We start from the raw sequence: 20796 nt of genomic DNA, 5'->3' as shown, positions 1-20796 counted from the left end.
GCCGTTACCTTAATAACTCGTCGGGTTGTCCGCTACGAACTGGACAGCATCCGCAAAGGCATCACAGGCTGCCTTGCAGGCCGACTGGCTTCCGGTCAGCAGACCACCGGCAAAGTTAGTCTCGGAAGGCGGGCCGAAGAAGGCGGCCATCGTAACATCGGCGGCTTTCAATGCCGCATCGAGGGCATACATCGCTTCCAGCGGCGGAGCGATTAAATAGGCCAGCGCCTCCCCTTCCTGAATCCCTGCCGTTTCGGATAAATAGGAACCTGTGCGGGATACACAATGAGCGAAATAGGTAATGCTACCATCCTCATTGGCGTTAACGAAATGAGCCCCGCTTTCGATGAAATCAACGACGGCATTTAATCCGCTTCGTACCTCCTCCGGGTTTGGCCCTGCCAAAATCCCTATGACTTCACCCGCCAGCTTCGTCGAAGCATTGGCTGATCCGGCGTACATGCTTCTTGCATATACAACATCGACCGCAGCTGCTTTTGTCGCTTCATCGAGCGCTGCATAGGTTACATCGTCAATATCCGCCGTAATGATACCCAAACTTTTATGGTGCGGCTTCAGCTCAAGCTTGTTTGCCATATCCAGGCTTACGTTGGAAATGAGCTTCATGCCAAGCACCTGTGCATGAATCGGTTCGTTTCTCATACGTATCTCCCAGCCCTTCCCTATAATTTCAGATCGATCCCCGATGCTTTTCGGTCAATCATGGTCTTGATCAGCTCAGCAATATGCGCCCCTGCTTCTACCGCAGGCGTACCGCCCGAATGAATGTTGGAGATAACGGTACGTCTCGCTTCAGGCATGCCCACTGTCGGTTTATAAGCAATGTAGGCGCTCATGGATTCTGCCGTTACAAGACCCGGGCGTTCGCCGACAAGCAGGCAAATAACATCCGCTCCCGTCACATCGCCGATCACGTCCATCGAAGGAACCCGACAGTGTTTGACGAATAAAATATGGCCGGCTTCAATTCCGTACATTTTCAAACCTTGAGTCATCGATGGAATGATATCCCGCAGGTTGGCTTCAATGGCCGCCGAGCTCAAGCCGTCCCCAACCATAATTTGTACCTTGGCCTGCGGAGTTGTGTTCTGCTTGATATACTCGATGGTCTCGGCTGAGAACTGGCGTCCCAGGTCCGGACGCGTAATGTATTCGTCCTTATCCCTGCACATCGTTGCGATCGGCAGCAGCTTCATTTCCTTGACAAAATCCTCCGATACGTAGGAGAATACAGCATCTTGCGCAGCGGCGTGGTCGGCGCGGAAACGCAGCGAAGTAATCGTCTTATACCGCGGCCCTGCACGCCAGACACCCAGGCGAGCCGGTGTCTTTGCTTTCATTCTCATGTAGCCTTCACGGTCTGCCGGATCAGGCACAAGCAAAAGCTCGCGAAGGTTAATTTCCGTTATGTCGTCCAGGCATTCGCCGTCGTCGGGCTGTACCGCCTCGGGCTCGTCTGCCCCTTGGGGATCTGCGGCCGCCTCTGCACTAATTTCATGCGCCGATTCCTCAGGTTCTGCTACTACAACCGGCACCGCTGTTTCTTGCTCTATCTTGTTGCCAACCATCTCGTTTAATATCGATTCGATCATCGATTTCAAATCTTTTTCGTTCATATGAGCCTCCTCCTTTCCTTACTTGAGAAATACGGACGCATCCCCGGCTCTTTTGGTCAATTTGCCGTTTTCGATAAAGCCCATTTTCTCCATCCATTGTTCGAACTCCCGAATTGGACGCAGTCCAAGCAATTCACGAAGCGTTGCCGTTTCATGGTATCCGGTCGTTTGATAGTTCAGCATTACATCGTCGCCATGCGGGATGCCCATAAAGAAGTTGCAGCCTGCAGTAGACAGCAGAACCGCCAGATTTTCCAAGTCGTTCTGATCTGCCTTCATATGGTTCGTGTAGCAGGCGTCGCAGCCCATCGAGATGCCTGTCAGCTTGCCCATGAAGTGATCTTCCAGACCGGCGCGAATGACTTGCTTGGCATCATACAAATATTCAGGCCCGATGAAGCCGACAACCGTGTTGACAAGGAACGGATTGTACCGCTTCGCAAAGCCGTAGCAGCGTGCTTCCATGGTCACCTGGTCGATGCCGTGATGGGCTTCGGAAGACAGCTCGGAGCCTTGCCCGGTTTCAAAATACATGACGTTTGGCCCAACCACCTGGCCTTGATGCAGCACAAGCTGCTGCGCTTCTTGGATCGTGGCCGCATTGAAGCCAAACGCTTCATTGCCTTTCTGCGAACCTGCGATCGATTGGAAAATAAGTCCTGTTGGCGCGCCGCGTTTAACTGCTTCCATCTGGGTGGTGACGTGAGCCAGCACACAGGTCTGCGTTGGAATTTCCCACTTCTGACGGAACTCCTCGAACCGATTCAGGACACGCGTAACGCTTTCGACGGAGTCGTCAACCGGATTAAGTCCGAGCACCGCATCCCCGATCCCGAAGGTCAGGCCTTCCATCAGGGAAGCCATGATACCGTCGGGATCATCTGTCGGGTGATTCGGCTGCAGCCGTGCCGACAACGTGCCTGGACGACCGATCGTCGTATTGGCATGCGCCGTTACCCGGATCTTCTTGGCTCCGTATATCAGATCCAGGTTCGTCATAATTTTTGCAACCGCAGCGATCATTTCCGCTGTCAGTCCACGGGAGATGCGCTTGATGTCGCCTTCCGTTGTGTTCTCATTCAAAATCCATTCCCGAAGCTCTTCTACAGTCCAGTTTTGTATTTCACTGTAAATTCGCTCGTTCACGGCATCCTGAATAATGCGGGTTACTTCATCCTCTTCGTAAGGAACCGCCGGATGATTGCGCAAGTCCGACAACTTGATCTGCGAAAGAACCACCTTGGCAGCTACGCGCTCTTCGGACGAAGCTGCTCCCAATCCGGCCAGCATATCCCCCGACTTATCTTCATTAGCTTTTGCCATCACTTCCATAAGCGTCTTGAATTGATAGACTCGGCCGAACAATTTCGTTTTTAAAATCATAAAAGCTCCTCCTTCCAAATGCTGCTCGATTAGTAGAATCTTGAATCGGTAATGGTAATGGACTACTCTTAGTGAAACACCAGCGTTTTAATAACGACAGGCAGCACCTTGCCATCCGCAATCGGCTTGCCGATATCGATATAATCGCCATTGTCTACCTGTACGCTGTCGATGCAGATAACATCTTTCTTGTAATCCAGCAGGGCATACAGGGTCTGTCCAAGCACCTTCGCCAGATCATGATGAACAATCACAATGAGCGGATATTCCCGCTCCAGCATTTCAGACATCCCCTTATACAAACCTTGGGCATATTTCTGAACCTCCTGAAAGCTCGCATTCTTTTTTCCTTCCACCGCGATAGCCACCCGCTGCAAATCATTGTTCAGCTTGAACCAATCCAGCTTATCCGTGATGGCCTGAGCCAGCCGCTCGCTGCTTCCCGACTCATCGATGGCCGCAAGCTTTAGAATCGGTATATTCTTGATCGGGAAGCTGTCCTCCGTATAGGTAATCGTGCTGCCGCTGATCTCTGTCGTATGGGAGCCTGCTCCGACAACGGTAGCCCGGATGGTCTCGGTTGATCGGGCCACGGTTAACTGCTGCGTTAATGGGGAAGCGGCGATAGCTCTTCCCAGCAATATGCCGATGTCTCCGAACTCGAATACGTCCCCTGTCGCTTCATGATAAATGTAGTCCGCGACCCCTCCGGAGAAGGAAATGCACGGGATTGCCCGATCCAGCTTTAGCCCTTTGTTGGTGAGAATGGTGCCATAGAAGTCTCCCGGCGGTCTGAGGCCGACGCTTTCTTCAAGCAGCTTGACCATCTCCCCGATCATCGGCTGAAGTTCATCCGGAGTGGCCCGCTGCCCCATTGCAAGACGAATTCCCTTTCGTTCGGCAAGCAGCTTAATTTTAGGCGCAATATACGTGATCGCATGCGAGTCTCGATCTACCCTGATCAGCCGCCCACCAATATCAAGGCAGCCCGTGTCCAGCAGATCGCCATCGGCGAATAAGGCCAAATTGCTTGTGCCCCCGCCAATGTCGATGTTGACGATCGAAGTGCCATGCTCTTTGGAATACGTATGGGCACCTGCTCCCTTGGCGGCGATAATGCTCTCCAAATCAGGACCCGCAGTGGCGACTACGAAATCACCGGCAAAACCGCTTAGCGATAACACGGCTTCACTGGCATTTTCTTTACGTGCCGTCTCACCCGTGATGATAACCGCTCCTGTCTGGATTTCATCCTTATGGATGCCGGCCTTTTTGTACTGCTCCTCTATGAAGGACTGAATCCTCAACATGTCGATGCGGTTGTCCTCCAACACGGGAGTAAAGCAAATGTCGCTTCGGTAGACCACTTCTTTCTCCGTAATCACCAAGCGCGGCACCGAAAACGAAGAAGCCATGTTTTGGATATGAAGCTTCGAAAGTACCAGCTGAGTCGTAGAAGTTCCCATATCGATGCCTACGCTGAGCAATTGTTCTTCCACTTTGTTCACCCCCTGGCTTGATTTCTGATCATGGGACTACGCCTTGTTCAAAAAGCCCGCTTTTGACAAGAAAACCGGCCATTCTGAACGCGCACTTAACACAAAAAGGCTTAAAGTGATAACCACCCGGATGTACCGAAATGGTTTACTTTAAGCCTCATCGCTTATAAGACTACGCCCTTGTAGCCCGCTGATATTATTGTTTAAATGTAAAGGTCACGGTTGTGCCCTTATTGCCGGATTCAATTGAAAGCTTGCCTTTCAGCTTGTCTTTGACATAGCTTCGCACAATCGACAGCCCCAAGCTTTTTTGCGAAGCTTCCTCGACGATGAAGCCGGCTCCGTCATCCTCCACAACGACCGTCACCAATCCGCCTTCTGCTCTGGTTTTGACCGTGATTTTCCCAATCGAGCAATCGCCAAAGGCATGCTCATAACTGTTATGCAGCAACTCGCTGACAATCAATGCGACGGTGACGGTTCGATCGCTGTCCAAGCAAATCCCTTGCTCCGATAGGATCTCCATCTTGATTGCATGACAATCGACAAAACAGCGTTCGATATTAGATGCAATCAATCGGATCACCTCCATCAGGTCCACTTCCGCCTGGATCTCCGTCGATAATAATTCATGCGTGGCCGCGATCGCAAGTACCCTGGCGACGCTGTCATCCAGGCATTTCTTGGCTTCCGGGCTTTTGCACTGCCGTCCCTGAATGCGCAGCAGGGATGCTACCATCTGCAAATTATTTTTTACCCGATGATGAATCTCGCGGATGGCAACCGATTTGGAGATAATCTCGGCTTCCTTGTTCCTGATCTCGGTGATATCATGCAAAATAACGCCTACGCATAACCCCTTTTCCTCAATAAACAAGCGTTTGACCTGATAGTAACGGCCCGCGGCTTTCACCTCAACTGTAAGCGGACAACATGGGGAGGAGGAATGCTGGCTCATCACCTCCGAGAACATCGTCTGATCCAGTGATAAATTATCGTAATGCAACCCCTGGATATCTTCCAAATAACCAAGCTGTCTGTAATATACATCCGCCCGTTCGTTTTTCAGCTTCAAAAACCCGTATTTGTCGAACACCAGAACGGCATCCTCCAATTGATTGATGATCGAATCCTTGAACTGCAGCATTGCCGTCAGCATTGAGGACATCTCCCCATCCTCGTATGACATCCCCTGCATATTGAAGTGAGCTTGTATATTATCGCTGATATCTTTTTCATAGATCAGGACGGCAATGACGCCTGCCTGATTTTTAATAGGATATACCGTTTGCCGAACCAGATGATTCTCCTGTGTATTGGCAACGAGCCCCTGCGACATAATGCCTGTCTCCAACGTGCGCAGAACGCCAGGTTCATTTTCACGAAGCGCCCTTTTACCCGTTACCGGAAATTGATATACCGATTTTCCTGGACAGGGACTGCGATGGTATACTACCACTGCTTCGTTTGCCATGCCGGACAATACGTCGATGAAGACATCATCCTCCACCTCGGTCATTTCGAAAGACTCGGCAATTTCGCAGATCTGGGTTATCTCCCCTTCCGACAATCCGGTATGAAGGTGGCACAACTGCCTGACCCGCTCTTTGAAATCAATCATAGGAAATGACGATAGTGCTTGCAATTTCAATCATTGGACACCGTCGATCCATGCTTAGTTTGCGCAGGGTTTGATAGGCTTCTTCTTCCGTATAACCGTTTTCTCTCATCAATATGCCCTTTGCTTTTTCGACGGCTTTGCGTTCTTCCATCTTCTGCGTGAGCTTCGAGAGATTTTGCTCCAGCTTGCGGAATTCCCTGCCTTTGGCGATGGTTACTTCCACCATAGGAATGAACGACTTTTCATCAAGCGGCTTTACCAGGTAGCCAAGCGCACCGACAGCGGATGCCTTTTCAATCGTCTGTTTGTCGCTGTAAGCGGTCAATAGAATGATCCCGCCTGCCAGCTGCTCTGAGTGAATTCGTTTGCTCGCCTTAAGCCCATCCAAAATGGGCATTTGAACATCCATGATGACGAGGTCAGGCAGATGCTTCTTGCATAATTCGATAGCTTCAAAGCCATCGGAAGCTTCGCCTACTACATTGTAGTCCGCCTCCTCGAGCATCTCACGAATATCCATTCTTGTAATAGGTTCGTCATCGACTATTACAATTTTTCCATTCATGCGTCATGCACCTCATTGTCTGTCGTTATTTGCTTGTCTGCCATACAGTTAAAGTCCCGCTTGCATTGAACCGGAATCGTTTACTCCTCCAAGTAATCTCGAAGGGCATCCACTCCTACATTCTCGATCGTTGAGACTTCAAAAACTTGCTCCACTCCAGCTGCCGCCAAATGAGCTCTGGCCTGTTCGATTTCCTCTTGCGACTTAGCCAGCTCGACTTTCGTTACCACCCCGATAACCGGTTTGGCAAATACTGTCGCAAAAGCCGGCGGGAAGTAGCTGTCTTCTTTGGTACAATCCTGAACCAGTCCGATTACGTCAGCGTCTACACTGGAGACCAACAGCATTTTGTATAAATACCGATTCTCGATGCATTCGCCAGGCGTATCGATGGCCTGATCGAAATTTTCGACGGCTTGCGTTTTCTTGTAGGCAATCTTCTCACCGTGCAGCCATTGGCACAGCGTGGTTTTGCCCGATCCCGTACTTCCGGCAAATATGATTTTCTTCATCCTAAGCTTCCCCTACGTTCTCGTAATACTTGTATTCGCCGAGAAGCCCAATATATTTTGCAATCCAAGCAACACTTCGCTGATCGCAGATTCAACTGATGATACATCGCCCGTAATAACAAGTGAGCCGCTGAAACGATCGACAAAACCGATCTGGACGCCAGCCGCCTTTGTTGCGATATCCGCAGCGATAATGGAGGCTTCGCTCGGGGTAATCGTCATGACGCCGATCGACTGATGCGCTTCGTTTCCGAGTCCCAGCTTCTTATATATATCCGGGTTCGGGTTTGCAATAATGTGAGCCAATGTGACCTGTTTACCAGGCACATACTCCTGAATTACACGTTGTTTCTCGGCTCCTTGTTCCATGCTTCTCATCTCACTCTCGTATCAAAAACGCTAAAAGCCCCTGCAAAAAACAATAAAAGCCCCTTAAAAGTTTACGCGGAAAAGTTCACGCGGAATTTTTAAGAAGCCACTTTGCTTTGATTATAGGCAACACGCCGTTGTGTTACTTTTACTATATTTGAATAATGCAAGCGATGTCAACACAAAATCCGTCAAATCTCGACTTGATCCTAGAATTGAAACATTTTGTTCAAAATTCGAAGCACATCCTCTGCCGCAGGAACACGTGGATTCGTTTCCGTACATCTGTCTTTCAGCGCTCCTTCAGCGATCGATTCCCTCATCTCTTCAAGCAATGCTTGTTCCACACCGCATTCTCGCAGCGTCTGCGGCATATTCACCTGCTTCTGCAGCTGTTTGATCGCTTGGATAAGACTGCGGACGCCGCTCTTCGCATGGGGGGCCGACAACCCTAAAATCTTGGCAATTTCAGCATAGCGAATCGCCGCTCTGTTGCTGTCCTCTTTGCCGTATCCCGGCTTGTAATCTGCATTAAATTCGATAACATGCGGAAGGAGAACTGCATTCATGCGTCCGTGGGCAATTTTGAATTTGGCTCCTGCTACATGGGCGATCCCGTGATTCAATCCCAGTGAGGCAATATTAAAGGCCATCCCCGCAAGGCAGGAGGCATTATGCATTTTTTCGCGCGCTTCCAGATCATTCCCATCTTTATAAGCTCGTGGCAAATAGGCAAAGACCAGCTTCATTGCTTTCTCCGCCAGCGCATCGGAAATATCATTGGCTTTGATCGATACGTACGCTTCAATCGCATGCGTCAGCACATCCATCCCGGTATCAGCCGTGATAAAATCCGGCACGCTTTGGACAAGCTCAGGATCCAGAATCGCTTCTTGCGGCAGCATATCGTCGGATACAAGCGGATACTTAATGTTTTTCTGTTTGTCGCTGATAACGGAGAATGACGTAACTTCCGACCCGGTTCCACTTGTTGTCGGAATAGCGATGAACGGGATATCACGCCGGCCAAGCAGTTTTTGGGCAAACAATTTCATCGCTTTAGCCGCATCGATAGCTGAACCGCCGCCAATGGCAATGATCAGATCGGTGTTGAACGAGCCAAGCGCCTCGACGCCTTCCGTAACCACTTCGATCGGCGGATCAGGTACAATATTGCTGAAAATATACTGCTCATTGCTGCTGTCCAACCGATCAATCACCCGATCAATCATTCCAGACTTGATCATAAATGGATCCGTGACGATGAACACTCGTTTGTCTCGCCATTCCGATAGACGATCCATTGCGCCTTGCCCCATGTAGAGGTCGGCTTTAATTGAAAGTTTATCCATACAAGCACCTCCAAGAAGTAATTGCAACAAAAAAAGAGGCCATTCAAAGGGATGTTCCCTTCAAAAGCCTCTTTGCTTGTTATCATAAGCGCACGCCATTGTGCAGCTTCTTATCATTTAATTTTCCATTTATACTGTACACCGTTATTCCGATCTGCGTCAACCGCTTCCGGAACTTGTCCTTAGATCAGACACATAAACGGCTATGAACATAAAAAAAGGGATATGCACTCCATTGTGCACGGTTTCTTCAGCCCTGAAGAATTTCCCGGTTGGGTTGAAATACATCATTGTATATGTTCGGCGGCGAACACCCGGCTGTACCGACGACATTGTCGGAGCCTGCTGCAAATTAAAAAAGCCTAGCGAGGCGTGAACATCACTAGACTTGTAAACCAGCCACTTTCGCCTCGAAATGACCGGTCTTGGCAAAGTTCATAGACAAAAGACCTGACTTAAGACCGCGTATTCGGTCTATCACAGTGGCGGGACCGCGTTGGATTTACACCAAACTTCCATTGTCTATAACTTTTTCTATTGTACATGACGTGAATGGCTGCCCATTCGACATCATTATAGCACAAACGATACCATTGGCAATATAAATCTGAACAAATGGACCTGATATCACGGACTGATAATGGCAAATCCGAGAACATATAGTCGGATGAGTTAATCCGAAGTGTAGAATTCATATATTCTGGCCAGCTTCTCCTCTAAATCCGCAAAACGGACGAAACGATCCTCTCTCAGATATTCCTTGCCTTTGACAAATAGGAGCAGCGTGGGAGCTGTGAAGATCGACAAATGCCCGGCGACTTCTTCTACCTGCAGCGCATTGACTTGTCCTAACTTCATTTGCGGAAAATGCTCCAATAATGCTCTCAGCTTGGGGAGAATAGCGTGGCACACGCTGCAATCCGGCCTGGACACGTACAGGAAACTTAACTCATGCTCATTAATAAATGCTTCTACTTCAGCATAATTGCTTAAATTCTCTATTTCCTTCATGCTTTTCTATTCTCCTTGCACTCGATATCTTGCTCCTTAGGTTGTCCTGCTTATTATTATAACCCATCCTAATTACAAAGGCCTTCTTATCCCAACCAGGAATTATCCCAACCAGGAAAAGAAGGCCTTTGTAATACGTCGTCAAATTTATTTAGAACTATTGCGAGCTGTATACAGCAAATTTGCGGATGATAGGGTTACCCACAGATTCCGTAAGCCGCAACCGGATTTTATCTGCATTTACGGGTGTCAAGACATCGATCTTCTTGTGGCCGATTGCGCTGCCATGAACGAGCTCCTTCCATTCTCCATCCGCATGGACTTCAAGAACATATTGGCGCACTCGTTCCCCGTACGCTATATCTTCCATCAGCACCACGTGATCAATCAACGCGGCTTCGACCAACTCCAGTTCCAGCAGTTCACCGCTGCCCCCCGTCTCAGCCAGAGGATGGCTGAATCTACGTCTGATCTCCTCTCCGAGCTCCAGCAGACGCTTCGCATCTATCTCGGGGAGCAGCCCGCGATCGTCCGGAGAGACGTTAAGCAGAAGGGTCGCGCCGTGCCCCACTGAACGGTAATAAATATCCATCAATTGCTCTAAGGTCAATAAAGAGCTCTCATCATTCGGATGCCAGAACCAGTGATCCTTGCGGATCGGCACATCGCATTCCGCCGGCACCCAATCCGGAGTCTCCGGCAACCACTGCAAGGAAGCTTCACTGAACATACTTCCTTTCGCTGTTTTTGCCGTATTCCAGCACGGGTAAGGAGCCAGTCCGTCCTCATTACCAACCCAGCGTATCGTCGGAGCGCCCATATTGAAGATCATCGCCTCTGGCTGGTGCTGCTTGACAAGGCCGATAATCCGCCGCCAGTCATATTCACGGCCTTCGGAGCCAGCGCCATCGAACCAGATTTCCACCAGGGGCCCGTAACCCGTTAGCAATTCCTCTAATTGACGACAATAGAAGTCGTCGTATTTCTGTGGATCTGAATAACATGGCTCATGTCTGTCCCAAGGAGAGACATAGATGCCAAAGCCGACACCTTCCTCACGGCAGGCGTTCGCACATTCTCTTACAACGTCGCCTTGTCCATTTTTCCACGGGCTGGAAGCGACGGAATAATCGGTTGTCGAGGTTGGCCAGAGGCAGAACCCGTCATGATGCTTCGCCGTCAATACAAAATAGCGAAATCCCGCCTCTTTTGCCGTTCTAACCCACTGCCGTGCATCCAGTTCCGTTGGATTGAACAGAGTAGGTGAATCATTGCCTTCTCCCCATTCTTGATCGCAGAACGTATTCATTCCAAAATGACAAAACAAGCCCAGCTCCTTATCCTGCCAGGCCAGCTGCTCCGGAGTTGGCAGAGCCATAACATAATCCGTTGGCTGCTTCTTCAATTCATTATTCATAGTTATTTACTCCTTCATAAAATTACTGTTTATTAAGTACGATCAGATAGGTATGTCCAGGCTCCGCAGCAAATGTATATCGATAACCCTGCTCAAAGTGTAAGCTTGCCATCGTTACAGGAACATGCTTAGCATCGTATATGGCGAGCCGCTCTTTACTATACAAAGTACAGTCCCTTGTGCTTGTTGAATAAATCTCTGCGGCTTCCAGTTCCCCGGCCTGCCAGCGGATATTAATGACAAAGCCGCCTCTGGCCCGCAAGCCTGCAACTAACCCGCTTGACCAGGCCGCAGGAAGTGCCGGCAGCAGTCGGATCTCACCGCCATGGGATTGCAGCAGCATCTCTTGAATAGCTGCAGCCCCACCAAAGTTAGCATCGATCTGGAACGGAGGATGATCGCCAAACAGATTCGGGTGCACTGCCTTGACCAACAGCTCGCGCAGGCTGCCATGCGCTTTGTCCCCATCGCCAAGCCTGGCCCAGAAGTTAGCGATCCACGCCTGGCTCCAGCCCGTGTGTCCCCCTCCATGCTGCAGCCGCCGTTCCAGCGTCCTTCTGGCGGCGGCCCCCAGCTCAGGCATTTTATAGGGAACAATCTGTTCCCCCGGATGCAGAGCAAATAAATGAGAAATATGACGATGGCCCGGTTCATGTTCTTCATAGTCGACGGCCCATTCCATAATCTGACCATGACGTCCCACTTTAGGCTTTGGCAGCTTTGCCCGGGCTCCTGTCCATCGCTCAATCCATTCCTCATCCAGCCCCAAAATTTCCGCCGCTTCAATACAAGCAGTAAATACCGCATAAATGATCTGCGAGTCCATAGATGGGCCGGAGCATAGCGCACCTGCCTGTCCCGTCTCGTTCACATAGCTATTCTCTGGTGAGAGCGAGGGGGATGTAACCAAATAGCCATTCTCATCAAAAACCAGAAAATCAAGAAAGAACAGCGACGCTTCCTTCAACACCGGATAAGCCCGTTCACGCAAAAAGGCTTCTGTCAAATTATACCGATAATGCTCCCATAAATGCAGCGCCAGCCAGGCCCCGCCCGTCGGCCAAAAGATCGCGGGCGTCCAGGCGCCAAACAAGCCGCTTTCCGCCCAGATATTCGAGCTGGAGTGAGCTGTGAAGCCCCTTGCCCCATATAAGGTTGCCGCTGTCTTTCGTCCATTAATGACCAGTCGATCGATAAAATCGAATAACGGCTCATGACATTCTGGCAGATTACCTGTCTCGGCGATCCAATAATTCATTTGCAGGTTAATGTTCAGATGATAATCGCTCTCCCACGGCGGAGTGAAGCTATCATTCCAGATCCCTTGCAAATTCGCAGGCAAGCTGCCCGGTCTGGAGCTTGATATGAGCAAATAGCGGCCATATTGGTAGAATAGCGCTTCAAGCTGTGGGTCCTCGCCTCCTTGCCGATAAAACTGCAGCCGTTCAGAAGTGGAACGATAAGTTTCTGCATCATCACGGCTCGTACCTAACGGTTCTACAATCACTTCGGCTTCTCCTGCTGGATCCTCCGAATAAACTTCAAGGCTAACACGCTCAAACAACATACGGTAATCGGCCCTGTGCGAATCAAGTAATGTTCTGTACGTGAATGCCCTTGCTGCTTCCATCTGACAGAGCGCTTCCTGGCGCGGATTCTCACAGCGGAACGTGGTCTGAGCCGTGAGTAAGAGCGTTACTTCATCAGCGGACCGGATGTCCAGGTAATTACCGATTACCCGGCACTCCCCGCCTGTGGTTTGAGCGCTTAATACCGCTGCGTACTTAACCCCATCAGACCCACAAATTCCCTCCATAATTAAGGTATTCTCATTCTCCCGCAGCAAGTCTCCATCAAAAGGACGCCGACTTAAGCGTGCGGTTAAGCTTACAGCACCTGGCTCTGATGCCGTGATGCGAACGACGATTACCTGATGAACGGCACTGGCAAAGACTTCCCGATGATAGCGGACTCCATCCGCTGCATAATTAATCGAAGCGACCCCTGTACTCAGATCCAATCTCCTGCAGTAATCCTCCGCTTCCGACTTGACGTTAGTGAACTGAAGCAGCAAATCTCCCAGCGGCTGATAAGGACCGAAATATTGCGGAACATTCGTGAAATGAAGAAGCATCTCCTTCTCAGCCTGTTGAACCTCGCCTCTGCGCAACAGATCTCGAATCTCATCCAGCTTCATTTTGCCCTGTGGATGGTCGCATTGCTTGGGTCCCCCGTACCAGACAGAATCTTCATTCAGACCGATCCGCTCGGAGGACACGCCGCCAAATATCATCGCTCCCAGCCTGCCGTTACCGACTGGAAATGACTCCGTCCAGATCCGGGCAGGCTGCTTCTCTATAAGCTCGTTCATCAAATTCGTCATCGTTCTACCCCTATCTACTCCCAAATAATCTGCATATTCCCGTTTAAATAGATAACAAGGGCCGTCTCTCATGTTCAAAAGATCATTGAGACGGCCCTTGCAAGTCAAATGTTAATCATCAAACCTTCACTATCTAACCAAACTCGTATTATTCAACGTAGCCTTTTTCGTTAATGTACTTGGTAGCTTCATCTACCATCCACTTCAGTACATCATCCAATGACTCATTGCTAAGCATAAACTTGCTGAAGCCATCATCGATAACTTTAGTAATTTCCGCATTAGCTTTGGTCATTTTCGCACCAGCGTCAAGGAACTTGATGTCATCGCTGAACAAAGAATATTTCAGGGAATCCATATCATACATGTCTTCATGACCAGCAACCAGCTTGGTCAGCAGCTCTTCGTTGTTCGCTTTCTTGTAGCCGGAGAATTCTTGTCTGCTTGGTGAATCTGCTGTGGTCATGAATCTCATCAGCTTATAAGATTCTTCTTTATGCTTGGAAGTAGCACCCATTACAATTTGCGAACCACTTGTGAAGTATTTGCCTTCATAACCTTTAGGCTCAGCTCCTGCAGGAGGTACTGGTACCGGTGCAAACGCCGTCTTGAAGTTATGTGGATATTGCTCTGTGTTGCCTGGATCAGCAATCGTAAAGTTACCAGTCAGGATCATAGCCGCTTCTTCGTTGAAGAACTCGGTGCGATAGTTCAGCTTCGCTGCGAGAATGTCAGAATAAGGCTTAGCTGTCTTATCTACCGTCTCCATGTCTTTACGCAATTGGAAGAAATATTTATACGATGGGTCAGACAGGATCGTCGTACCGTCATCATATACGAATGGGTCCTTCATCATCGTCTGAGCAGGAGCATTCATGTAGAGCTCCCAAGTATGGAAGTAAGTACCGTAACGTTTATCAACGCCTTCGCCTTTGGTCAGTTTCTTCGCGTATTCACGGAAGTCATCCCAAGTCCAGCCGTATTTAGGAACTTCAAGACCCGCTTCGTCCAAGGCATCCTTGTTCATCATGATGTAGTTGATGCTCTTGGTGTATTGCATGCCATAGTACTTGCCGTCAACCTTGGCATTAACCCAGTATTCATCTTCAGGTTTAACGCCTTCTTTTTCATAGAACTCATTCAAAGGTGCGAACGCTCCGCGGCCTGCCCGTTCAATAGCAGAACCCAAGCTTGCCAATTGTACAACGTCAATCGATTCTCCAGAGGAGATCAGGAAGTCGAGCTTCTTCTCCATCTCTACAGAATCACCAGGTACAAGAACGACATGCTCAACCTTGATATCCGGATTCTGTTCCATGAATTCTTTCAGCATTGCATCAGTTCCGGCTGCTTGTGCATCGTTATCCCAGTTGTAATACTTGATCGTCACCTGTTTGTCGGATTTAGTACTACCGGAATTATTTGCGCCCGATGCTGCATTTCCGTTGCCAGATTTTCCGCATCCGCTTAACATCAAGCTGATGGCAAGAACTGTACCGAGAATGATTGAAAAACTTTTTTTACTCTTGTGTTTCATCTTGTTCCCCCCGCACTGAAGATTTTTTAGTGTAGTGCTTGTACAAGTCCCATTATAGGCGGTTGCCTCAAAGGCCAAGTGCAAAATTTTGATGTTATAGGATTACATTTTTGACTTTTCGACAGCGCTTTCTTTATGGATAAGGCTGATCTCTGATCAGCCTTTAACGCCACCCAGCGCAATCCCGTTAATAACCTGTTTCTGCAGAGCGATGAACACGATCAGCAGTGGAATAATTGCCGATACAGCTGCTGTCATCATAATCGCGTAGTTATTGGTGAAGTCATCACGGAACAGGGTCATTCCGAGTGGAATGGTATATAGATCCTTGTCCAGCAAGAAGATGAGCGGATTCTGATAGTCATTCCAGGTCCAGATGAATTTGATAATCGCTACCGTTGCCAACACCGGCTTACAGAGCGGCACCATAATAGAGGTGAAGATTTTTACATGGCCAGCGCCATCGATTCTTGCTGCTTCAATAAACTCATCACTGACGCCAATCATAAATTGCCGCAACAGGAATGTAAAGTAGATCGAGAACATGCTCATAAATATAATCGCTGCATGTGTGTTATAGAGCCCGAACCAGCGAATCAGCAAGAAGCGCGGAATCAATGTCGCTTGATCAGGAATGATCATGAAGGACAAAAGTCCCAGGAATACAATATTCCGTCCTTTAAAATTGATCTTCGTCAACGCGTAAGCCGACATCGACGAGATAATTAACGTAATAAGAGTGGTAATAATAGCGATCTTGAATGAGTTGAAATAAAATTCATAGAAGGGAACCTTCCCCATCCAGACGGTCTTGAAGTTATACGCTACATTGATCTTCTCGGGAATCCATTGAATCGGAAAGCGCATGACATCTTTCTCATACTTAAATGCTGCCGATACCATCCAGACGAGAGGTATTAGAAATACGACGGACAGAGCACCCATGAAGAGGGTGATTATCGCTTTTGACAAGTTTTTTCGAATTAGCTGCATTTGATACTCCCCCTAGTCTTCATTTCTCATTTTCCAGGTCAATGCTGTAATGATGCCGATAATGGCGAACAGCAGCCAGGAAATGGTGGAAGCGTAGCCCATGTTATGATATTTGAAGCCTTCCTCGTAAATGCGGTATACCAGCACCATGGAAGAGTTGTTTGGACCCCCTTCGGTCAGATACGCGATGACGTCGAACACTTTGAACGAGCCGATCAGCATCGTAATCAATAGGAAGAAGGTTGTTGGACGCAGCATCGGTACCGTGATAGCGAAAAATTTCTTCAAAGGCCCTGCTCCGTCGATATCCGCGGCTTCATATATTTCATTGGAGATGTTCGTTAGACCCGCCATGTAGATAATAATGGTGTAACCGAGACTCGCCCAAGAACTGATAATAGCGATCGACAATAAGGATGTCTTCGGATCAACCAGCCATTTAGGCGGATTGGAAATGCCGATATCCATCAGGAACTGGTTAATCGGACCCAAAGATGGATGGAACAATGCACTCCATACCGCCGCTACCGCGATAATCGACGATATGTAAGGAATAAAGAATGCTACCTTGAAATAATCCTTGAAGAAAACGCTGTTATGAATGAGCACTGCCAGCACCAAAGCGATTGCGATCGGTATAGGCACGGTCAGTATCATGTAGATAAGATTGTTCTTAACAGCCTGGATAATCGTCGGATCATGGAACATTTTTACATAGTTATCGAACCCGGTAAATTCAATGCCCTTCACCCCGGATAATAGATCCCATTTCGATAGGCTCAAATATAGGGAAAATCCAAGTGCGAATACATTAAGGAACAGCATGCCTACAATTTCAGGCGTTAGGAAAAGCCAACCGATCAATGCTTCCTTGCGCTGCGGAGTCCAAAATTTCTTGCGTGGTTCTCTCTGGATGTCCGGCACGGGTTGTTTGACTGCCTCCACGTTGTATCACCTCAACAATTAATAAGTTATCCTTATAGTAATATATTCGTAGGCAACTAGAAGGAGTGATTATGACCAGGAGTGTGCACGATTTTGACTTCTAGCGAACGCCGAACTTATGGCAATACAAGTCTTTTTAAAATGCAAAAAAGCGCAGCAAATTGTTGAACAATTTACCACGCTTATTCTGCTCCCTATGATTATTTGCGCGCCGTATGCTTGGCTTTATATTCGCTTGGCGTTGTGCCTACGTATTTCTTAAATACTTTGGAGAAATAGGTTCTGTCCGAATACCCCAGGCCGATCGCCATCGATTCCAGGTTTTGATTGGACATCTTCAGCATCTTAGTCGCCAGCTTCATCTTGTACTGATGCACATAATCGGTAAAAGTCAGCCCCGTCATCCGTTTGAAATAACGGGAGAAGTAGCTCGGATTCAAGTATAGATAACGCGCCATGTCGATCGAAGTGATATTATCCGCCAGATGCTGCTCAATATATTGCTGAATGACCTGCAGCTTCGGCTCCTGAGTCGTATTGCTCCCCTGCTTGTCCCTGCTCTCCGTAATCTGGACGAGCTTGCGCTCAATCAGCTCCATGGAATCGCTTAGTGTGCGAGATAAGGCTAAATATTTGAACAGATCCTCTTCAAACTTCAAGTTAGAGAACATCAGTTCAATCCCCCGCAGCATAAAAGAAAGCTCCTTCGCAAAATCACCCGGTTCGATCATCGATTCCCGGGCATTTCTGGCGATCTCCAGCAGAATGCTGTGGATACCGTCCAGATCTTGCTTGATGACCGCCTGCTCCAGCTGCGATACACAGCTATTCAGGAAACCTTGCGGGGCCTGCTGGAAGATCGGGACAGCGCTCTGGGAAAGATCAGCAATCGTGTAATCGGCCGTTTCATAAAACTCCAATTTACCTTGCAATATTTGCTGATAGGCTGGCCCGACGGAATCCAGCTCCATTTTATCTGTTACCGATACAATGCTGGGCTGAATTTTAAGATAGTTTACACACTTGGAACGCAGCTGCTGCAGGAAATTGCTAAAATGCTGTGTCGCATTCTGAGCCAGATTTATGCGGAAATTGTACAAAATCGCGATGTGGTCTTTTTCCAGAATCGGTGTAATTCCTTCAAACGATTCGGACAGCTCCAGCGCAATATTGTATATCGCGTACAAAATGAGCTGATATTCATTCTGCTTGTATCGTTTATCAAAGCTGGAAAATTGTACATTCACGACACCCAGCATGAACCACGGATAATTCCAGGAGACTCCGATTTGCGAAGCATACGCCATCGTCATCTCGGACGGTGCCCGGTCAATGACCCTCTTCAGTAAATCCTGACGGAATAGCTGGCTGTTGTAATTAGAAGTCTTCCAGCGAACCAGACCGCTTCTGGACTTCAGAATCGTGACGGATTTCTCCAAGCTCTTCTGCAGCTGCTCCGCAGTCAGTTGATCCTTGATCAGATAGTCATCCGCTTTCAGCTTGATTGCCTGCTGGGCATAGTTGAAATCTTCATGACAGGTCAGGAAGATCACCCGCACATCCGGCTTGATCGAGGTAAAGCTGTCGGCCAGCTCAATTCCGTTCTTCTGCGGCAGCCCTATATCTGTAATTACGATATCCGGCTGAACCTCTTCAAACATATGCATGGCCTTCACGCTTGAATAGGTCGTCCCGACAATTTGCAGATTGTTCGCTTCCCAGTCGATCATCTGCTGCAGCACTTTAAGCATGGGAACATCATCATCGATAAGCATGACTCTATACATTATTCATTCCCCCCAGATAGAAAAACATGGTGTATCCCCAGAGGCAAATACAGAGAAACCGAAGTACCTCCCTGCTGGAGGTTGCTGATCGTCATTGCAGCTTCTTCTCCAAAGGTCAATCTCAATCTCTGAACGACATTGATCAATCCGACTCTCTGATAAGAACCGTCCTCTTCGTCATTGAACATGAGTCTGCGGTTAAGCCTTCCTAACGTCTCTTCTTCTATACCGCTTCCATTATCCTCAATCTCAATCCTAATTCCGCCTGCGACTTGCCTCGAGATAACTCGAATCGTTGGCGACGGATGATCCACAAATCCATGCACGATCGCATTCTCGACCAGCGGCTGTAGAATAAGCTTGGGTACGATCAGTTCTTTCGTCTTCGGCTCCAGATCAATCTCAAGCTTCAACGGGATCTCACTGCGTATCTTCATAATGTCTACATAGTGAGCGAGCAGCTTGCATTCTTCCTCCAGAGTCGTCGGTTCGTTCACTTTCAGATAAGCGCGCAGAAGGCTCATAAGGGAATCAATAATTCCGCTATGCAGCTTGTCCTGCTGTAGGATGAGACTGCATTTGATTGAATTCAGCGTATTGATCAGAAAATGAGGGCGAATCTGCATAAACAGCGCTTCCAATTCCATGACCCGCTTCTGCTCCTGCTCCTGCTCGATATCGTGAATCAGCTGCTGCAGTTGATCCAGCATGGTGTTCAGCGTACGGCCCAGTTCGGCGATATCATCCCTGCCTTTAATATCCAGCCGCACATCCAGATTGCCAAGACCAAATTGACGAACAACCCGCTGCAGCTTGTGGATCGGACTATGCAGCCGCTTGGCGATCACCATGGAGGTCATCAGGAAGACAAGGAACAGCAGAATAACGACGATCAATCCTGTGTAGAACGTACGTGAAATTTGACCGGACCATTCTTTCTCCGATGCCTCATAGACAAGCTTCCAGCTTGACTTAGAGATGTCGCGGAACGTTCGTACATTGTGGCCGGATTCTGTATTCTCTTCTAGAGACAATTCCGGATTTCCGGAAATCAATTCGCCCGAAGAATCAAATACCGCGACCTTGCCAAACTCCACAGGACTTAATAACTTGCTAAAATAGGATTCCGCAATCGAGACTAGCAGAACGGATACATACTGCTTCTCCCGACTGTCGTAGATAACCCTGGCAATATAGTAGCTTCTGTTGCCAAGACCACTGTCAGCCATACCAAGCCACTGCAGCTTCTCAGGTTCATTCAGATCCACTCGCTTCATCAACTGGGTCACACTGGCATTCATCCCCGTCAAGTTCTCCGTTCCGGAAGAAATAACAAAATGCTGACGGTTCACAAGATACATGCGAATATTGTTGTTCAGCGGCTTTGTGTTAATTAGATTGAACAAATCCTGAATTTGTGTAAACAGTACATAATCATTGTAATTATTGATTCGCTTCGTATCGGCAAAAGACTTTAAATTGGCTCGTACATTGGCATCGTTTACAATAAAATGGGATGCGAACGTGACATCATCAACTGTCTTGTTCATCTCGTCGGTCATTACATTCAGAAAATTCTCATTGCTGAGCTGAAGCTTCTCGACCATCGAACCGCGAATTAACAGAAATGAGACGGTCGAGACGACAATCAATGGGATGAAGATAAGTACCAGGAATGACAGCTGAATTCGTCTATAGTATGTTAATTTGAACATGCACTCCCGCGCCTCTCTCTGTAGGTAGTTCAATTGAACTCTCATCTCTATTTTATCAGTTCGTCATCCC

Annotated in this window: 17 protein-coding genes and 1 riboswitch; all 17 genes read right to left on the bottom strand. The window is 48.4% G+C overall.

The window, feature by feature from the left end:
- Positions 1-9 precede the first annotated feature (9 nt).
- The 17 genes from eutL to BN1360_RS16155 all read right to left on the bottom strand — a co-directional run bounded on the left by eutL (position 10) and on the right by BN1360_RS16155 (position 20726).
- Entirely contained in the window at positions 10-663 is a 654-nt protein-coding gene (gene eutL, locus BN1360_RS16235; protein ID WP_068780894.1) for an ethanolamine utilization microcompartment protein EutL, read from the bottom strand.
- Between the two features lie 20 nt (positions 664-683).
- A complete protein-coding gene (eutC, locus tag BN1360_RS16230; protein WP_068780893.1) occupies positions 684-1637 on the bottom strand; it encodes an ethanolamine ammonia-lyase subunit EutC in 954 nt (317 codons plus the stop codon).
- Positions 1638-1655: 18 nt separating this feature from the next.
- Complete coding sequence (locus BN1360_RS16225) at positions 1656-3020, bottom strand: ethanolamine ammonia-lyase subunit EutB (protein WP_068780892.1); 1365 nt, start codon at positions 3018-3020, stop codon at positions 1656-1658.
- 68 nt (positions 3021-3088) lie between these two features.
- On the bottom strand, positions 3089-4519 hold the full coding sequence (gene eutA / locus BN1360_RS16220; RefSeq protein WP_068780891.1) for an ethanolamine ammonia-lyase reactivating factor EutA: 1431 nt from the start codon (positions 4517-4519) through the stop codon (positions 3089-3091).
- Positions 4520-4715: 196 nt separating this feature from the next.
- A complete protein-coding gene (locus BN1360_RS16215) occupies positions 4716-6140 on the bottom strand; it encodes a sensor histidine kinase (protein ID WP_068780890.1) in 1425 nt (474 codons plus the stop codon).
- On the bottom strand, positions 6133-6705 hold the full coding sequence (locus BN1360_RS16210) for an ANTAR domain-containing response regulator (protein ID WP_068780889.1): 573 nt from the start codon (positions 6703-6705) through the stop codon (positions 6133-6135). The genes BN1360_RS16215 and BN1360_RS16210 overlap by 8 nt, the downstream gene beginning before the upstream one ends.
- An 80-nt stretch (positions 6706-6785) precedes the next feature.
- A complete protein-coding gene (locus tag BN1360_RS16205) occupies positions 6786-7217 on the bottom strand; it encodes a EutP/PduV family microcompartment system protein (RefSeq protein WP_068780888.1) in 432 nt (143 codons plus the stop codon).
- A gap of 12 nt (positions 7218-7229) precedes the next feature.
- Positions 7230-7586: a BMC domain-containing protein gene (locus BN1360_RS16200; RefSeq protein ID WP_068780887.1), complete on the bottom strand. Its 357-nt coding sequence runs from the start codon at positions 7584-7586 to the stop codon at positions 7230-7232.
- A gap of 209 nt (positions 7587-7795) precedes the next feature.
- Positions 7796-8938 carry a 1-propanol dehydrogenase PduQ gene (locus BN1360_RS16195; RefSeq protein ID WP_068780886.1) on the bottom strand — a complete coding sequence of 381 codons (1143 nt, stop codon included), beginning with the start codon at positions 8936-8938 and terminating at the stop codon, positions 7796-7798.
- Positions 8939-9327: 389 nt separating this feature from the next.
- Positions 9328-9482, bottom strand: a riboswitch (adenosylcobalamin (AdoCbl) riboswitch).
- 128 nt (positions 9483-9610) lie between these two features.
- The gene (locus BN1360_RS16190) at positions 9611-9949 is read right to left on the bottom strand and encodes a thioredoxin family protein (RefSeq protein ID WP_068780885.1); all 339 of its coding nucleotides are present in this window, start codon (positions 9947-9949) and stop codon (positions 9611-9613) included.
- 157 nt (positions 9950-10106) lie between these two features.
- Positions 10107-11366, bottom strand: a complete 1260-nt coding sequence (locus tag BN1360_RS16185; RefSeq protein WP_068780884.1) for an alpha-L-fucosidase — start codon at positions 11364-11366, stop codon at positions 10107-10109.
- 22 nt (positions 11367-11388) lie between these two features.
- Entirely contained in the window at positions 11389-13749 is a 2361-nt protein-coding gene (locus BN1360_RS16180) for a glycoside hydrolase family 95 protein (RefSeq protein ID WP_068780883.1), read from the bottom strand.
- Positions 13750-13897: 148 nt separating this feature from the next.
- Complete coding sequence (locus BN1360_RS16175) at positions 13898-15286, bottom strand: ABC transporter substrate-binding protein (protein ID WP_068780882.1); 1389 nt, start codon at positions 15284-15286, stop codon at positions 13898-13900.
- 156 nt (positions 15287-15442) lie between these two features.
- Entirely contained in the window at positions 15443-16279 is an 837-nt protein-coding gene (locus BN1360_RS16170; protein WP_068780881.1) for a carbohydrate ABC transporter permease, read from the bottom strand.
- Between the two features lie 12 nt (positions 16280-16291).
- A complete protein-coding gene (locus tag BN1360_RS16165) occupies positions 16292-17224 on the bottom strand; it encodes a carbohydrate ABC transporter permease (protein WP_068780880.1) in 933 nt (310 codons plus the stop codon).
- A 200-nt stretch (positions 17225-17424) separates the two neighbouring features.
- Positions 17425-19011, bottom strand: coding sequence for a response regulator transcription factor (locus tag BN1360_RS16160; RefSeq protein WP_068780879.1), 1587 nt, complete (start codon positions 19009-19011; stop codon positions 17425-17427).
- The gene (locus tag BN1360_RS16155; RefSeq protein ID WP_068780878.1) at positions 19011-20726 is read right to left on the bottom strand and encodes a cache domain-containing sensor histidine kinase; all 1716 of its coding nucleotides are present in this window, start codon (positions 20724-20726) and stop codon (positions 19011-19013) included. The genes BN1360_RS16160 and BN1360_RS16155 overlap by 1 nt, the downstream gene beginning before the upstream one ends.
- Positions 20727-20796: the final 70 nt, after the last annotated feature.

The sequence above is a fragment of the Paenibacillus sp. GM2 genome, assembly GCF_900069005.2.
Taxonomy (GTDB): domain Bacteria; phylum Bacillota; class Bacilli; order Paenibacillales; family Paenibacillaceae; genus Fontibacillus.
This window is presented reverse-complemented; position numbering and strand designations above follow the sequence as displayed.

Coding starts and splice junctions, on each gene's coding strand:
- BN1360_RS16205 (WP_068780888.1), bottom strand. CDS start 7,217: ATGAAGAAAATCATATTTGCCGGAAGTACGGGATCGGGCAAAACCACG.
- BN1360_RS16210 (WP_068780889.1), bottom strand. CDS start 6,705: ATGAATGGAAAAATTGTAATAGTCGATGACGAACCTATTACAAGAATG.
- BN1360_RS16195 (WP_068780886.1), bottom strand. CDS start 8,938: ATGGATAAACTTTCAATTAAAGCCGACCTCTACATGGGGCAAGGCGCA.
- BN1360_RS16155 (WP_068780878.1), bottom strand. CDS start 20,726: ATGTTCAAATTAACATACTATAGACGAATTCAGCTGTCATTCCTGGTA.
- eutL (WP_068780894.1), bottom strand. CDS start 663: ATGAGAAACGAACCGATTCATGCACAGGTGCTTGGCATGAAGCTCATT.
- BN1360_RS16175 (WP_068780882.1), bottom strand. CDS start 15,286: ATGAAACACAAGAGTAAAAAAAGTTTTTCAATCATTCTCGGTACAGTT.
- BN1360_RS16200 (WP_068780887.1), bottom strand. CDS start 7,586: ATGGAACAAGGAGCCGAGAAACAACGTGTAATTCAGGAGTATGTGCCT.
- BN1360_RS16160 (WP_068780879.1), bottom strand. CDS start 19,011: ATGTATAGAGTCATGCTTATCGATGATGATGTTCCCATGCTTAAAGTG.
- BN1360_RS16180 (WP_068780883.1), bottom strand. CDS start 13,749: ATGACGAATTTGATGAACGAGCTTATAGAGAAGCAGCCTGCCCGGATC.
- eutC (WP_068780893.1), bottom strand. CDS start 1,637: ATGAACGAAAAAGATTTGAAATCGATGATCGAATCGATATTAAACGAG.
- BN1360_RS16215 (WP_068780890.1), bottom strand. CDS start 6,140: ATGATTGATTTCAAAGAGCGGGTCAGGCAGTTGTGCCACCTTCATACC.
- BN1360_RS16185 (WP_068780884.1), bottom strand. CDS start 11,366: ATGAATAATGAATTGAAGAAGCAGCCAACGGATTATGTTATGGCTCTG.
- BN1360_RS16225 (WP_068780892.1), bottom strand. CDS start 3,020: ATGATTTTAAAAACGAAATTGTTCGGCCGAGTCTATCAATTCAAGACG.
- BN1360_RS16190 (WP_068780885.1), bottom strand. CDS start 9,949: ATGAAGGAAATAGAGAATTTAAGCAATTATGCTGAAGTAGAAGCATTT.
- BN1360_RS16170 (WP_068780881.1), bottom strand. CDS start 16,279: ATGCAGCTAATTCGAAAAAACTTGTCAAAAGCGATAATCACCCTCTTC.